General features: G+C 66.7%; 16 protein-coding genes and 1 tRNA gene. 10 read left to right on the forward strand and 7 right to left on the reverse strand.

Annotation, left to right across the window (positions count from 1 at the left end):
• The first annotated feature begins 242 nt into the window (after positions 1-242).
• The 5 genes from mltG to ABGA94_RS12210 all read left to right on the forward strand — a co-directional run bounded on the left by mltG (position 243) and on the right by ABGA94_RS12210 (position 3461).
• Entirely contained in the window at positions 243-1304 is a 1062-nt protein-coding gene (gene mltG / locus ABGA94_RS12190) for an endolytic transglycosylase MltG (protein ID WP_095377029.1), read from the forward strand.
• Positions 1301-1966: a dTMP kinase gene (gene tmk, locus ABGA94_RS12195; RefSeq protein ID WP_053501108.1), complete on the forward strand. Its 666-nt coding sequence runs from the start codon at positions 1301-1303 to the stop codon at positions 1964-1966. Before mltG ends, tmk begins: the two co-directional genes overlap by 4 nt.
• Positions 1963-2919 carry a DNA polymerase III subunit delta' gene (locus ABGA94_RS12200; RefSeq protein WP_111127621.1) on the forward strand — a complete coding sequence of 319 codons (957 nt, stop codon included), beginning with the start codon at positions 1963-1965 and terminating at the stop codon, positions 2917-2919. Before tmk ends, ABGA94_RS12200 begins: the two co-directional genes overlap by 4 nt.
• Complete coding sequence (locus ABGA94_RS12205) at positions 2916-3269, forward strand: PilZ domain-containing protein (RefSeq protein WP_005412452.1); 354 nt, start codon at positions 2916-2918, stop codon at positions 3267-3269. The genes ABGA94_RS12200 and ABGA94_RS12205 overlap by 4 nt, the downstream gene beginning before the upstream one ends.
• A 117-nt stretch (positions 3270-3386) precedes the next feature.
• Positions 3387-3461, forward strand: a tRNA-Val gene (locus ABGA94_RS12210).
• Between the two features lie 85 nt (positions 3462-3546).
• On the opposite strand, the gene ABGA94_RS12215 is transcribed toward ABGA94_RS12210, so the two are convergent.
• Both ABGA94_RS12215 and ABGA94_RS12220 read right to left on the reverse strand, forming a co-directional pair.
• Positions 3547-4110 carry a hypothetical protein gene (locus ABGA94_RS12215; RefSeq protein WP_005415515.1) on the reverse strand — a complete coding sequence of 188 codons (564 nt, stop codon included), beginning with the start codon at positions 4108-4110 and terminating at the stop codon, positions 3547-3549.
• 52 nt (positions 4111-4162) lie between these two features.
• Positions 4163-4570: a hypothetical protein gene (locus ABGA94_RS12220; RefSeq protein ID WP_262221366.1), complete on the reverse strand. Its 408-nt coding sequence runs from the start codon at positions 4568-4570 to the stop codon at positions 4163-4165.
• A gap of 564 nt (positions 4571-5134) precedes the next feature.
• On the opposite strand from ABGA94_RS12220, the gene ABGA94_RS12225 reads away from it, so the two are divergent.
• The gene (locus tag ABGA94_RS12225; RefSeq protein ID WP_065197119.1) at positions 5135-5515 is read left to right on the forward strand and encodes a tautomerase family protein; all 381 of its coding nucleotides are present in this window, start codon (positions 5135-5137) and stop codon (positions 5513-5515) included.
• Positions 5516-5549: 34 nt separating this feature from the next.
• Here ABGA94_RS12225 and ABGA94_RS12230 read toward each other — a convergent pair whose 3' ends face one another.
• Entirely contained in the window at positions 5550-6647 is a 1098-nt protein-coding gene (locus ABGA94_RS12230) for an XVIPCD domain-containing protein (RefSeq protein ID WP_134955758.1), read from the reverse strand.
• 32 nt (positions 6648-6679) lie between these two features.
• Positions 6680-7258, reverse strand: a complete 579-nt coding sequence (locus ABGA94_RS12235; protein WP_375367398.1) for a hypothetical protein — start codon at positions 7256-7258, stop codon at positions 6680-6682.
• 241 nt (positions 7259-7499) lie between these two features.
• Here ABGA94_RS12235 and ABGA94_RS12240 point away from each other — a divergent pair, with 241 nt between their 5' ends.
• The 3 genes from ABGA94_RS12240 (at position 7500) to ABGA94_RS12250 (ending at position 11680) form a co-directional block, all read left to right on the forward strand.
• Positions 7500-7895 (forward strand): DUF2946 family protein, encoded by a 396-nt coding sequence (locus ABGA94_RS12240; RefSeq protein WP_375367400.1) that lies wholly within the window; start codon positions 7500-7502, stop codon positions 7893-7895.
• A gap of 129 nt (positions 7896-8024) precedes the next feature.
• Positions 8025-10163: a TonB-dependent receptor gene (locus ABGA94_RS12245; RefSeq protein ID WP_375367402.1), complete on the forward strand. Its 2139-nt coding sequence runs from the start codon at positions 8025-8027 to the stop codon at positions 10161-10163.
• A gap of 11 nt (positions 10164-10174) precedes the next feature.
• Entirely contained in the window at positions 10175-11680 is a 1506-nt protein-coding gene (locus ABGA94_RS12250; RefSeq protein ID WP_375367404.1) for a PepSY domain-containing protein, read from the forward strand.
• A 9-nt stretch (positions 11681-11689) separates the two neighbouring features.
• On the opposite strand, the gene ABGA94_RS12255 is transcribed toward ABGA94_RS12250, so the two are convergent.
• Positions 11690-12823, reverse strand: a complete 1134-nt coding sequence (locus ABGA94_RS12255; RefSeq protein WP_338167688.1) for an MFS transporter — start codon at positions 12821-12823, stop codon at positions 11690-11692.
• A gap of 11 nt (positions 12824-12834) precedes the next feature.
• Positions 12835-13611 (reverse strand): DeoR/GlpR family DNA-binding transcription regulator, encoded by a 777-nt coding sequence (locus ABGA94_RS12260; protein WP_053499766.1) that lies wholly within the window; start codon positions 13609-13611, stop codon positions 12835-12837.
• Between the two features lie 158 nt (positions 13612-13769).
• On the opposite strand from ABGA94_RS12260, the gene smqnr reads away from it, so the two are divergent.
• Positions 13770-14417, forward strand: coding sequence for a SmQnr family pentapeptide repeat protein (smqnr, locus tag ABGA94_RS12265; RefSeq protein WP_197598423.1), 648 nt, complete (start codon positions 13770-13772; stop codon positions 14415-14417).
• A gap of 3 nt (positions 14418-14420) precedes the next feature.
• Here smqnr and ABGA94_RS12270 read toward each other — a convergent pair whose 3' ends face one another.
• Positions 14421-15065 carry a methyltransferase domain-containing protein gene (locus ABGA94_RS12270; RefSeq protein WP_375367406.1) on the reverse strand — a complete coding sequence of 215 codons (645 nt, stop codon included), beginning with the start codon at positions 15063-15065 and terminating at the stop codon, positions 14421-14423.
• Positions 15066-15137 lie beyond the last annotated feature (72 nt).

The following is a 15137-nucleotide window of genomic DNA, read 5'->3' on the forward strand; positions in this document are numbered from 1 at the left end:
GCAGGGGTAGTGCCGGCCGCTGGCCGGCAACGCCATTCCCCCACGGTGGGTGCCGACCGTTGGTCGGCACGGAGTCCTCCATGGCCATTCATCCACGCATGGCGTGGATCTACTGATCGCCGCGCCAGGCATGGATTGTGGTGGGTGCCGACCGTTGGTCGGCACGCAGGCGCCACCCCGGTCATGACCCCAATCCACCGGCACGGTATCCTGCACGACGGAATCGAGTTCAGAGGTAGTCCATGGCGGGAGCCAAGCGCGGATGTCTGTTCGTGGTAACGCTGGTGGTGGTGCTGGGCGCCGTCGTGGCCGGCGCGGGCGCGTGGTTCTTCTACCAGCAGACCCGGTTCGCCGATGCCCCGATCACCCCGACCGCCGAGAGCGTGGTCATCGCCAGCGGCGATGGCATGAACAGCGTGCTGCGCAAGCTGCGCGATGCCGGCGTGGACGAGGGCCAGGACACCCAGTGGCAGTTGCTGGCGCGCCAGCTCGATGCGGCCGGCAAGCTGAAGGTGGGCGAGTACGCGCTCAGTGACGAGCTGACCCCGCGCGAGCTGCTGCTGCGCATGCGCGCCGGCAAGGTGCTGCAGCACCGGGTCACGATTGTCGAGGGCTGGAACATCCGCCAGCTGCGTGCCGCGCTCAAGCGCGCCGAGCCGCTGCTGCACACCACCGATACCCTGGATGACGCCGCGTTGATGCAGCGCCTCGGATTCGGTGGCCAGCATCCGGAAGGCCGCTTCCTGCCGGAGACCTACGTCTACCAGCGCGGCGACAGTGATCTGGACGTGCTCAAGCGCGCCCACGCCGCAATGGAAAAGGCGCTGGACGAAGCCTGGGAAAGCCGCGCACCGGACCTGCCGATCAACACGCCTTACGAACTGCTGACGCTGGCCTCGATCATCGAAAAGGAAACCGCGCTGGCCAGCGAGCGCCCGCAGATTGCCGGCGTGTTCATGCGCCGCCTGAAGATCGGCATGCGCCTGCAGACCGACCCGACCGTGATCTATGGCCTCGGTGCTGCGTATGACGGCAACATCCGCCGTCGCGACCTGACTACCGATACGCCCTACAACACCTACACCCGTGCCGGCCTGACGCCGACCCCGATCGCGATGCCCAGCCGCGATGCGCTGATGGCGGCCGCGCAACCCGCGGCGGGCGACGCGCTGTACTTCGTCGCCGTGGGCGATGGCAGCGGCGCGCACGTGTTCTCGCCCAGCCTGGACCAGCACAACGCGGCCGTAGCCCGCTACCTGCAGCAGCTGCGCCAGCAACGTACCCAGGAGACCCCGGCGCAATGAGTCCCGCGCTGCTTCGCCACCCGCGTTTCGTCAGCCTGGAAGGCGGCGAAGGCGCGGGCAAGACCACCGCCATCAATGCCATCCGTGACTGCCTGCGCAGCCACGGCCACGAGGTGGTGCTGACCCGCGAGCCGGGCGGTACGCCCCTGGCCGAGCGCATCCGCGGCCTAGTGCTGAAGCCCGATGCCGAGATCGCTGCCGAGCCACTCAGCGCCGAAGCCGAGTTGCTGCTGGTGTTCGCCGCACGCGCGCAGCATGTGCGCCAGGTGATCCGGCCGGCGCTGCAGCGCGGCGCCTATGTGCTGAGCGATCGCTTCACCGATTCCAGCTACGCCTATCAGGGCGGTGGCCGTGGCCTCGACCCGCAGTGGATTGCCGACCTGGAGCGCCGCGCGGTCGGCCTGCTGCCGGGCCTGACCCTGCTGCTGGATGTGGACGTGGCGGTGGGCCGCGCCCGCGCGAATGGCCGTGACCTGTGGCCGGACCGCATCGAGAGCGAGCAGGACGATTTCTTCCAGCGCGTGCGCGAAGTGTTCCGCAGCCGCGCACAGCAGGATCCGCAGCGCTTCGCATTGATTGATGCGGGCCAGGAGCAGGCGCGCGTGGCCGCCGATGTGGTCGCGCGTGTCGAGCGCTGGCTGCGGGACGGGGAGGGCGCATGAGCACGTTTTCGCCCTGGCAGCAGCGCGCGTTCGAACAGACGGTGGCCGCGCTCGACGCCGGTCGCCTCGGTCATGGCCTGCTGATCTGCGGTCCGGCCGGGCTGGGCAAGCATGAGGTGGCGCTGGCGCTGGCCGACTACGTGCTGGCGCAGGGCGATGCAGCCCACGCCACGCGCACGCGCCAGCTGATCGCGGCGGGCACGCACCCGGACCTGCAGCTGGTCAGCTTCATTCCGAACAAGAGCGGCGACAAGCTGCGTACCGAGATCGTCATCGAGCAGATGCGCGAGATCACCGACAAGCTGGCGCTGACCCCGCAGTACGGCGTGGCGCAGGTGGTGATCGTCGACCCGGCCGATGCGATCAACCGCTCGGCGGCCAACGCGCTGCTGAAAACCCTGGAAGAGCCGCAGCCCGGCCGCTACCTGTGGTTGATCAGCAGCGACCCGGCACGCTTGCCGCAGACCATCCGCAGCCGCTGCCAGCGCCTGGAATTCAAGTTGCCGCCGCAGCACGAAGCACTGGCCTGGCTGCAGCAGCAGGGCCATAGCGAGGCATCGGCGCGCGAAGCGCTGGACGCGGCGCGCGGCCATCCCGGCCAGGCCGACAACTGGCTGCGCGAAGACGGCCTGAGCCTGCGCCGCGAAGTGGGCCGCGAGCTGGAACAGCTGGCTGCCGGCAAGACCGGCGCGGTGGAGCTGGCGCAGAAGTGGTGCGGTGACGACAACGCGGCGCTGCGCCTGCGCTTTGCCGCCGACCTGGCGCTGGCCCAGGCCAGCACCGATGCCTTGACCACGCCGGAGCGATTGCACAAGCTTGCAGCCTGGTTCGATGCGGCCAACCGCACCCGCGACCTGCTGCGCACCACGGTGCGTGCAGACCTTGCGGTGGTCGAGTTGCTGCTGGCCTGGAACAAGGTGAACGAGCGGCCTGCCGCAAGGGGAAATCGATGAGTGCCAGCAACGCCCGCCAGGGCATCCTGTCCCTGGCCGTAAAGGACAAAGCCGCGCTGTACAGCGCGTACATGCCGTTCGTGAAGAATGGCGGCATCTTCGTGCCCACGCCCAAGCGCTACTTCCTGGGCGACGAGGTGTTCCTGCTGCTGACCCTGCCCGATTCCAGCGAGCGCCTGCCGGTGGCCGGCAAGGTGATCTGGGTGACCCCGGCCGGCGCGCAGGGCAACCGCACCGCCGGCATCGGCGTGCAGCTGGCCGATGGTGCCGAAGGCGAGGGCGTACGCCACAAGATCGAGACCCTGCTGGCCGGCCTGACCGGCTCGGACAAGCCGACCCATACGATGTGATTCCGGTAGCGTCGGGTCATGCCCGGCGGCGGCCCTCGAAACGCCCGTGAACACGAATGTGAAAAACTGTTGACGGCCTCTGAAAAGCCCCTATAATGAGCGGCTCAGCAACACACCGGGCGGTTAGCTCAGCGGTAGAGCATTGCCTTCACACGGCAAGGGTCACAGGTTCGATCCCTGTACCGCCCACCATGTTGCAGAACGAAAGAAGCCTCCAGCAATGGGGGCTTTTTTGTTACCAGCGATCCAGCAAGATCAGCTGGAAGCACACGCCCTTTCAGCCGTGCCGCTCCAGCAGCTCGCGCGCGATCATCGCCGTGGCATCCAGCAGGTCATGGCCGCTACCCGCCTGCACCACCACCGCCAATAGGCTACGGCCCACCTCGGCATTGCCGCTGGTCAGTTCCATCTCGCCCTCAAAGCACAGATCGGCCAACCATTCATGGGCCTGCTGCAGCCCGCGCTTGCGGACGCGGCGGAACTCCGCGAGCAGCTTCGCCTGGCCGGCCTCCTGCTCACCGTCGGCCAGCAGGCCGATGGCACCGCCGTGCGCCGCGCGCCAGAGGGCCGGTAGCGGGCGACCGTTCGCGTCCACCACGTCCGGCGAGAACTGCGCGCAGTACATTTCGTAGCGCTTGCCCGCTGTGCTGCGGGGCACGATGCCGGCCTCGGCCAGCAGGCGTTCGGCTTCATCCAGTGTGCTGAACTTCAAGCGCAGCAGTGCAGGGCGGCTCAGCTGTTGTGCCAGCGCGTGCTGGTTGGCGGCGAACCAGACGTTCCAGCCCACGGTTGCGCGGCCTTCCAGTGCGGCCTTGAAGTATTCCAGGTGTTCGGCGTCCATTGCGGTCTCCTGCGCTCCCTGCGCGATTGTAGCGGGAGCGTATCCGGGCCGGTCAGGCGTCGCCGCCGGAGAGGCAATGATGTGCCTCGCGCACCAGTTGTCGGGCGGCCACGATCAGTCCGTCGATATGGAAGGCGCCCAACTGCTCGTTCGGGCCGCCTTCGTTGCGCGCATGGTCGGCGGCCTGCAGCAGATCGAGCAACGCGCCGAGCCCAGATAGCGAGCGGCGCAACGAAGCGTGATTGCTGGCGCCGAGGGTGAGGCTGATGCACGGCTGTCCGTCATCGCCGTCAGCATGGTTGATCGCATTGAGACGGGCGAAGAACGTGGCCGACTGCGCCGGCAGGTTCTGTTCGTTCAGTGCGCACTCGATCTCGCGTGCGACGTCTTCGGGCACATCGGCGGCGACGTCGCCGATAAGGGTGTACAGGCGGGGATGGACGGCGGTGCGATTGGTCATGGCGAAACCCTCACTGGCGTAGGGCCACCTTCCGGAGTGAAGGTGGCGGACGGTGCGGGTTGGCGTACCGGGGCAAACACAACGGAGTGAGAAATCACCCGGCGGATCGAGTGATCCCCACACACCGCCCGCCATTGAGGGCAGTTGGTGCATTCTTGCGGCTACGCACTGCTGCGCAACCTATCCGTTCGGTTTGCTTTTTCGAGACGCCAATCCCGGCCAAGGCGTCTTGCCTCGGCGCGGCGATCTTCAAGCCGGGCAATCACATCGGTCTGTAAGGAAAATTCTCAACTGTCCCTAGGCAGGCCAGACGTTTCCCGATGTGTGTCGTCCGACACCTGCGAGTAGTGCGGCCCATCACTGATGGCGCACATCGCCGCCCCTGCCGACCGTGCACATGACGACTCCGGAGGGATGCCGCCACGGCAATCGCGTCACCCCGCGCGGCGGAGGCGGGACCATGCCACGCATGGAGCCAGAGGGTTCCATCCCTGCGCTGTCCCGCCGCCCCGGGCAGGCGTAGTCTCAGCCTGTCGTCGTACCCATCCACTCTGGAGTGCCACCATGCCGCTCGCCCGCATCGATCTTCGCAAAGGCAAATCCGCCGACTACCTGCAACGCGTCGGCGAAACCATCTACCAGGCCATGCGCGCGGTGGGGGTGCCGGAAAACGATCGCTTCCAGATCTTCCAGGAACACGCGCCCGGCACGCTGATCTACGATCCCGGCTACCTGGGCGTGGATCGCACCGACGACTTCATCTGCATCCAGATCACCTGGAACGAAGGGCGCACGCTGGAGCAGAAAAAGGCGCTGTACGCCGGCATCGCCGATGGACTGCATGTGGCGGTGGGCATCCGCCGCGAGGATGTGTTCATCAATCTGGTGGAAGTGAAGAAGGAGAACTGGTCGTTCGGGAACGGTCAGGCGCAGTACGTGAGTTGATGCGGGAACGGTGTCAGCGCCTGATGCGGCTGGGTCAGGCCATGGGCGGCGACGCCTGCTGTTGTGCCTGTTGCTCGTCCTGCGCCAGTCGGCTTGCGTCGCGGGATTGCTGCTGCACGTTGGCCTTCTGATACAGCATATCCACATCGCCCTGCTGCGTATCGAGCAGGGACAGGCGCTGGCGATTGGCGGCAGGGTCCGGCGAGGCGGTGTCGCCGCTGCGATGCAGGAATACGTAGCCGGGTGCCTCGGCGGTGCTGTTTGAACTGAATGCCACCTGCAGCGTGTCCTTTTCGCTGAAGCCGGCCTGCACCGCCGCGTGGGTCAGATGGCCTGCCAGTCGTTCGTGCTCCTGGCCGGGGGGCAGTCCCTGCTGTTCGCTGGCCTGGGCGAGTGCGGTACGCACTTTCTGGTCCAAGGCATGAAGGCTGTGCCCCGGTGCGCGCGCGTCCGCAGCCAGACGCTCGCCCAAGGGGCCATCAATGCCATCGGTTTCGCTGAGCAGACGCTGCTTCAAGCTGCGCTCGGGCAGGGGATGAGTGGTGGTGCGGTTGAGTTCGCTGTTGGGGAAAGGGGGCTCAATGCTGTCCACGCCATGGATGTTGCGCAGCGGACGATAGCCGTCCTTGCCCTGTGACTGGACGCCCAGCGGAATGCGGACATCGGGCAGCAACTGGCCAACGGGGCCGCCGATGCTGTTCACGTCCAGGCTGTGCTTGCGCTGGATGCCGGCGTGATTCAATGCGCCCCAGGTGAAGTCCACGCAGTTGTGGCGCACGTCGGCATAGTGCTTGCTGAAGCCGTACTTCACTGGATCGTCGCCGAACGCCTTGAGCTTGTTGTACTGGGCTTCGGTGATTTCGATGGTGCGGACATGGGCGGGGTCCTTATAGACTTTCACGTCGTCTCTGACGATGCGCCCGGGACCATTCATGCTGCCATGCTCGACGGGTGCGAAGCCGAAACTCTGCGCCGCTTTACCTGTAGCATGCAGAACATAGAACATGTGGCCAGGCCCGGAAGTATCAGGAGTGCCATCGGGCGTCAGCTGCTGCTTTCCCGAATCGGGATCGAGCAGTGGGGTGCCGGGTGCGGCAATGACAATGTCCAGGCTGTAGCGGGGCTTGTTCATGGAAACTCCTTCGTTCCTTCGAATGAATGGTGTCACTTCCCTGCAGGACGCGAGGCGTGCACGACTAGCCTTGCCGAATAGTCTTGCAGTCCTGATATGGCATGGACCGTTTGAATCTGCAGCCGGTATCTGCTGTCGAGCTCCAGCGGCAGCGCTGTCACGTTCAGGAGGTAGTTGCCGTCGCTGCCTGATGCGAGCGAGGCATAGCGCCAGCTCTCAGAGTGGTGCCACGAGGGGAGCGGCTCAACACCGTTGCGCGCGCGTGCCTGATAGCTGTCCTGTGTTGCAATCTCCTGCCAGGTAGTGCCTTCCCGACGCTGCAGGGATACTTCGAATGGGATGTTGATACTTGCTATATCGGTCGTGCCCGTTGTGGCTGGACTTCGCCGCTGCAGTTCCAGTTCCACCGCATAAGTGCGGTAGCTGGCAAAATTGCGCGCCGTGGTTTCGAACTCGAACTGCACCTGCTGGCCGGGCGCGTCCACGGCGATGGGCTGTGAGAGTTCCAGCGGCTCTGGCGGTGGGGGCGGCCCCTTGTCGGCGCAGGCAGCAAGCAGCGCGGTCAGGCCGAGCAGGCTGATGCGCTGCCGGTGTGTGATGCGGGTGGTCATGCAGATTCCTCTGGCTCCTTGCCGTGGCCAATTGAACCCTAACGTTGGCGAGGCAGAGCCCGCAAGCGCAGGGACCGCGGTGTGGTGCGTTCACATGTCGGCGCGCGAGGCGAGCTCCTGCGTCACCGTGTCGCAGGGGGCAAACCCTGAACGGGGTCCAAGGTTGGGCACAGGCCCGTAGAATGGCCGGGTGCGTCATTCTGTCCTCCACCGCCGGTTCCAGGCCCTGGCTTGGCTTGCCATGCTGCTGGTGCTGCTCGCCCCGCTGGTGAGCCGCTGGCTGGCGCAGGGTCACGTGGCTGCCGCTGCGCCGGTGGCAGCCATGGACCACGCAATACACGCAGAGCATGCGCAGCACGCGATGGAAGGGCACCACGACCATCACGCGATGGCGATGCCGCACGGCGAGACCGCAAAGAAGCCGCCCGCCGATCCGCATGCCGATCATGAGATGGGCGTGGATTGTGATTACTGCCTGATTGCAGCGCGGTTGATCACCCTGTTGGTGGCGGCAGTGCTGCTGTTGATGCCGATGGCTCCGGTGTGCCGCGCGTTGCGCGGTGCCGTGCAGGCGTTGCCGCAACGAATCGGCGGCACATTGGGCGCGCGTGGGCCGCCGGCACTGATGGCTGCCTGAGCCGCACGCGCGCTGCATTGAACGTTCTTCCATGAGGTTGCCGGCCACGGCCGGTGCCCGCACGCGCGTGTCTGTCCCTTTCTGATTGCTGCCCTGCCATTGCGGGGTGGCCTTGCATGCCGTGAAAAAATGAAAACGAACCCCAACCCCGCGTGCCTGCGCCGGGCGACGCTGCCTGTCCTGTGCGCGCTGCTCCTGCATGCTGCGCCCCTGCTTGCCGCCGACGCGGCACCCCCGACCACGCTGGAGACCGTGCGGGTGGTTGACACCCGCAGCGGCGAGCTGTCCTCCATTGCCAGCGCAGGCTCTGCATTGGGCCTGAGCGTGCTGCAGACACCGGCCAGCCTGACGGTGATTTCGCGCGAACAGCTGGATCAGCGCGGCGACAGCAACCTCAACGATGCGATCAGCCGGGCAGGTGCGATCAGTGCGATGCCGCACCCGGGCAACGGTCTGAGTGCGCTGTCCAGCCGCGGCTTCACCGATGGCGCCTCGGTGATGCGGCTGTACGACGGGCTGCGCCAGTACGGCGGCGTGGGCATCACCTTCCCGTTCGATACCTGGTCGATCGAGCGCATCGAAGTACTGCGCGGGCCGGCCTCGGTCATCCACGGCGACGGTGCGATCGGCGGGGTGATCAACATCGTGCCGAAGAAGCCCTCGCGCGGCGCCATCGAAAACGAGATCAGCGTGACCGTGGGTAGCGAGGACACCGCGCGCCTGGGTTTCGGCAGTGGTGGCGCGCTGACGCCCGAGCTGGCCTACCGGCTGGATGTGAGCGGCAACTACAGCGGTGGCTGGGTCGATCGGGGACGCAACGGCGATGCCACCTTCTCCGGCGCGCTGCTGTGGCAGCCGCGCACCGACCTGCAGCTGACCTTGACCCACGCGCAGGGCCATCAGAAGCCGATGCGCTACTTCGGCACGCCGCTGGTGGAGGGACGCCAGTTGGACGCGCTGCGCCATCGCAACTACAACGTGGACGACAGCGAGATCCGTTATCGCGACCGCTGGACCCAGCTTGATGCGCTGTGGACACCGAACGCGAACGTGGAATGGCGCACGCGCCTCTACCAGATCGACAGCCAGCGCGATTGGCGCAACGCCGAGGCCTATGTCTACAACCCGCGCACCGGTTTGATCGATCGCTCGGGCAACACCCAGATCACCCACAACCAGGACCAGACCGGGCTGACCTCGACGCTGCGCGTGCAGAGCAATGTGGGCGGTTGGGCGAACAGCTTCGCGGTGGGCCTGGACGCCAACCGCGCGCACTTCAAGCACATCAACAACACCTATACGGGCAGCTCCGGCCCGGTCGATCCGTTCCATCCGGTGCCGGGCCAGTTCGCCAGCGACGCGCCGAACCTGCCGCGCTACCGCAACGCCGCCGAGCAGTACGCGCTGTTCGTGGAAGACCGGTTGGCGCTGAGCGAGCGCTGGTCGGTGCTGGCTGGCCTGCGCCACGATCGCGCGCGCATCGATCGCACCGATCTGATCAGTGGCCAGAACGCGTTCTCGAAAACCTACAGCAGCACCGGCTGGCGCGCCGGCACGGTATTTGCGCTGCAGCCGACGCTGAGCCTGTATGCGCAGTACTCGCAGGCGGCAGATCCGGTCAGTGGACTGCTGATGATCAGCCCCGCGAATGGAGCGTTCGATCTAGCCAAGGGGCGGCAGATCGAGGTGGGCCTGAAGCAGGCGTTCGACGGTGGCGAGTGGACGCTGGCGGCGTACCGCATCCGCAAGACCGGGCTGCTCAGCCGCGATCCGCTGGTGCCTGATCGCCGCGTGCAGGTGGGCGCGCAGACCTCGCGCGGTATTGAAGCGTCGTTGACCTGGAATGTCGCGCCGCACTGGACGCTGGATGCCAACGCGACGGTGCTGAAGGCCGAATTCGAGGACTTCCTGGAAACCACGGGTTCGCCGGCGGTGCTGGTAACGCGTGATGGCAACGTGCCGCCGAACGTAGCCGAGCGCCTGGCCAGTGCGTGGCTCAGCTGGCAGTTCGCACCGGACTGGAGTGCGGCGGGGGGCGTGCGTTACGTCGGCAAGCGCTACGCCGACAACGCCAACACATTGGAGCTGCCCGGCTACAGCACCACCGACCTGGCGCTGACCTGGCAGGCGGCACCGCGCACGCGGGTGAGCGCGCGCCTGTTCAACGTGTTCGACAAGGCGTACTACGCCACCGCGTACTACACCAGTACGCAGTGGTTGCTGGGTGCAGACCGGCGCGTCGAATTCACTGTTGACCATCGCTTCTGAGGACGCTGGCGATGACGTTGCGATCCACCGCCAAGCGCTGGACCTACCTGGTGCACCGCTGGCTGGGCATCGGCGGATGCCTGCTGATGCTGCTGTGGTTCGTCAGCGGCATGGTGATGCTGTTCATTGGTTACCCGAAGCTGACGCCCGGCGAGCGGCTGGCGGCATTGCCAGTGCTGGGTGAGGCCCGCGACCTGCAGGGGCTGTCTGTACTGCCGGCTGCTCTGCAGGCCGAGCCGGAGGCCGTGGCGCTGACCACGCTGCGTGGCGAGCCCGCCTATGTGGTGCGTAGTGGCAGCCACATGGGGGCCTGGTCTGCATACACCGGTCAGGCGCTGCCGCCGGTGTCGGCACAGCGCGCCGAAGCATCCGCTGCACAGTTCGCCGTAGGCCCGGCCTTCGTGGGAGCGATGCGCGTGGAGGAGGACCGCTGGACGCATTCGCGCGCATTGGATGTGCATCGACCGCTCTATCGCGTCGAGGTGGGCGGTGAGCAACCGGGCGACCTGTATGTGTCTTCGCGTACCGGCGAAGTGGTGCTGGACGCCCCGCATGTGCAGCAGCGCTGGAACTACGTGGGTGCCTGGCTGCACTGGTTGTATTTCCTGCGCATGCAGTCGGTGGATCCAGTGTGGACGTGGGGGGTGATCGTGCTGTCCGCACTGTGCACGCTGGCGGCGGTCAGCGGCGTCGTGGTGGGTGTGTGGCGCTGGCGTTTCCGTGGCCACTATCGTTCCGGTGCGAAGACGCCGTATGTCGAACCGTGGATGCGCTGGCACCATCTGATCGGATTGTGTGCTGCGGCCTTCGTGTTCACCTGGATCTTCAGCGGCCTGATGTCGATGAATCCATTGGGCGTCTTCAGCAGCACGCGAGAGGCGATCGATGTTGAGCACTACCGTGGCGGCGCGGTGGCGGTGGACGGTGCACTGGGTGATCCTGACACGCTTCTGGCAGTGGCCGAAGCCGCGCGCTTTCAGCCGGTGGAGATTCAGTGGCGACGGATCAGTGGTGAACTGTTTGCGGTGCTGCTGGACGGGCAGGGTCATACTCGCATCGTGTCCGGCAGCAATGGGCATCTGCAGGTTACGCGGTTGCTGCCGGCAGCTTGGCTGCAGCAGAAGGTGCGTGCGTTGTCCGATGCACCGATGCAGGGCTTCGTGGTGCAGCATGCAGCGGATGCGTACTTCTATCCGCGTGCGCCCGAGGCCATGAATGGTGCAGCGGTACGCCGCTTCCCGGTGGCCGTGGTGGACTTCGGTGATGCCGAGGCGACGCGCGTCTATCTCGACCTGGCGACCGGCGATCCGTTGCTGACGATGGGGCATCGCGAGCGGGTGGGGCGCTGGTTGTTCTACTTCCTGCACAGCTGGGACCTGCCGGCGATGCTGCGCCAGGAAGGTGTCCGGTTGGCGGTGTTGCTGCTGCTGAGCGCTGCTGGCACCGCGCTGTGTGCCACGGCGACGGTGATCGGCTACCGGCGCGTGCGGATGAAGCTGCGGCGCAGGCGGCGTTGATGCCCTGGGCTACACCCGCAGCCAGCGCGTGGACACCGCCACCAGCAACAAGGCCGTGGCCACGCCGACGAACGCGGCGATCAGGCCGAAATGGTCTGCGGCGAAGCCGATCAGTGCCGGTCCGGCAAGGATGCCGGCAAAGCCGAGCGTGGACACGGCAGTGATCGCCAGCGCGCCGGGCATGCGGGTCTGGTGACCGGCCAGCGAGAACAGCGCGGGCGCGATGTTGGCGCAACCGAGGCCGACCAACACGTAGCCGACCAGCGACGCCTGCCACGGCGTGACCAGGGTCAGCACCAGCACGCCCGCAGCGGCAAGCAGAGCACCGAAGACGATCGCGCGCTGGCGGCCCACGCGCGCCACCAATGCATCGCCGAACAGGCGCGCGACCGTCATGGTCAGGGTGAAGGTCACATAGCCGATGCCGGCGAGGCTGGCGTCGGCGCGACGAACGTCACTGAGGAAGACCGCGCTCCAATCCAGCATCACGCCTTCACCGAGGAAGGCGACGAACGCCAGCACGCCGATGAACAACACGATGCCGTGCGGCAGGGCCAGCATCGGTGTGTCGTGCGGCATGCGTTCGCTGTGCCAGTGCGCTGCCGACAACAGCATCACCAGCAGCATGGCGCCAACGGCGATCAGCACCGATGCCAAGGGCGGCAGCTGTGCGGACAGCAGCACGGTCATGGTGGCCGCGCCGAGGAAGCCGCCGATGCTGAAGAAGGCATGGAAGCCGGACATCATTACGCGCCGTGCTTCGCGCTCGACGATGACGGCCTGTACGTTCATCGTGCAGTCCATCGCGCCCACGGCGGCGCCGAACACGAACAGCACCAGCCCCAGTTTCCAGGCCGAGCCGGCCAGGGCCAGGCCGGGCACGGTCAGGCAGATCAGCAGGCTGCTGGCCACCATCACCCGCCGGCAACCGAGGCGCGCGGCCAGCACGCCGGACAACGGCATTGCCAGCAGCGAACCGGCACCGAGGCAGAGCAGTACCAGCCCCAGCGTGGCGTCGTTGATCCCGGTGCGTGCCTTGGCGAACGGCACCAGGGTGGCCCACAGCGCGGTGGCGAAGCCGGGAATGAAGAACGCAGCGCGGGTCGCGTGCTGTTCGGCACGCGCGCGGTTGGCAAGGGACATGAGCGATACGGTCAGGGGGGAGTGGGGTGTACCGCGATGCCGGCGGCGCGGAAGCGCGCCGCCAATGCGGGCGGCGCGGTGGTGGTCAGCACCAGGTCGTCGATCTCGTCGAGGCTGGCGATCTGCCAGTGGCCGCGGGCACCGAGCTTTTCAGTAGTGGCGGCGACGATGACGCGGCTGCTGCACGCGACCATCGCGCGCTTCAGCGTGGCCTCTTCTGCATCCATTGCCCATACACCAGTATCGCCGTCCACCGCGCAGGGGCCGGGCAGGTACACGTCGGCGCGCAGGCGCTGCACCTGGGCCAGTGCTTCTGCGCCGACCGCACCGCCACCGCTGGCCAGGCGGCCGCCGATCAGCTGCACCGAGGTGCCATCAAGCATGCTGGCGGCCGTGGCGATCTGTGGCGCATTGGTGATCACCGTCAAGCCGAGGGCGGGCGGCAACTGCTGGGCGATCGCCAGGTTGGTTGAACCGGCATCGAGCAGTACAACCTGATTGGGTTGCAGCAACGCGCAGACGCGGGCGGCCAGCTCGGCCTTGTCGCCGCGGTCGCGGGTCAGGCGCTCGCGCAGCGGGCGTTCCTTGGGCGGTGGCAGCACGGCGCCGCCGTAGACACGCTGGCACAGGCCCTGTGCGGCCAGCTCGCGCAGGTCGCGGCGGATCGAATCTTCGGAGACGGCATAGCGGCGCGCCAGTTCGGCAGCGACCACGCGGCCCTGCTGGCGCAGTTCTTCGAGGATCTGCCGAGTGCGTTGGGCGGGGAGGGGGCTGGGGTCTGAGCTCATGCCATAAGTCTGCACATTCGTGCATAAATGTGCAACAACGTGCAATTGGCATCGGGGACACAGCGCGGCTGGACTGCCGGTGAATCCTCCCGCGCCCACGTCTATGGATCGCCCTCGCGGCCCGGCATCATGGCGGGGCACCTGGCATGGAATCCACGATGTCCCCCACCGTTCACCGCAAGCTGCGCATCGGCGCGGACCAGTACACCGGCCAGAAAGTGGTCGACCAGCAGTTCCACGAATGCGATTTTTCCAGCGTGGACCTGACTGCCACCGAGTTCATCAACTGCAGCTTCTATGACGCCGAAGGCCGCAGTGGCTGCCGCTTCAACGGCGCCACGCTGAAGGAAGCCAGCTTCCGCAGCTGCGACATCAGCATGTGCCACTTCAATTTCGTCAAGGCATTGGGCCTGGAAATCAGCGAGTGCCGCGCGCAGGGCGCGGATTTCAGCAACGCCAGCTTCATGAACCAGATCACCCCGCGCAGCGGGTTCTGCAGTGCCTTCATCAAGAAGTCGAACCTGCGCTATGCCAATTTCTCGCGTGTGACGCTGGAAAAGTGCGAGCTGTGGGAAAACCGCTGGGATGGTGCGAACGTCAGCGGCGCCAGCTTCGCCGGCTCGGACCTGTCGGGCGGCCAGTTCGAGGGCATCGACTGGAGCAGCGCCAACTTCACCGGCTGTGACCTGACCCACTCGGAGCTGGGTGAGCTGGACCTGCGCAGCACCAACCTGCGCGGCGCCACGCTGGATGTGCAGCAGGTGGCGCTGTTGATGCAGCGCATCGGCATCACCGTGGTGCCGTAGGCATCACCCGGCGTACGCCACCCAGCCCCTGAAGCTGAAGCCTGCATAGAACAGCTCCACGCCGTCGAAGCCGGCCTCCTGCAGCAGGGCGACCTCCTGTTCGGGCGCCAGCAGCGGCAGCCGCTCGGCAATGGCGTCGATCGCGCGCTGCGCATCGGCGTGGGCAACACCCGAGGCTTCGGCGAACGCGGCGTAGCGCTGCAACCAGCGGAGCTTGCCGGCCGGATCCTGCGGCACGCTGTGGTGCGCCACCACCAGCGGCGCGCCGGGCTGCAGGCGCCTGTGCAGCTCGCGCAGCGTGTGCAGGCGCTGCGCGGCATCGAGGAAGTGCAGGGTGAGCAGGCAGCTGGCACCATCGAAGCGCGCGTCCGGGGCATCGTCGATGTAGCCTTCCAGCAGTTCGACGCGTGCGTTCAACGGGCCCAGTGTCTGCTCGGCCAGCGCGAGCATCGGCGCGGCCGGATCCACACCCAGCAACTGCCAGCCCGGCTGCGCCTCGGCGAAGGCTTTCAGCTCCAGCCCGCCCCCGGCACCCAGAACCAGCACGCGGCCGTGTGCGGGAACGCGTTCGGCCAGCAGCAGGCGGCTCATCTGCTGCAACGCGAGGAACCCAGGCACCTGGCGCAGTGGCCAGCCACGCGCGGACATCTTCGATTACCGCTCGCATGTCGCCCGCGATTCGATGCTCAACACCCCGCCAACCTGGAACTGGTACCTGGC

This window comes from Stenotrophomonas sp. 3diitr2024, from assembly GCF_042136455.1.
GTDB lineage: Bacteria > Pseudomonadota > Gammaproteobacteria > Xanthomonadales > Xanthomonadaceae > Stenotrophomonas > Stenotrophomonas sepilia.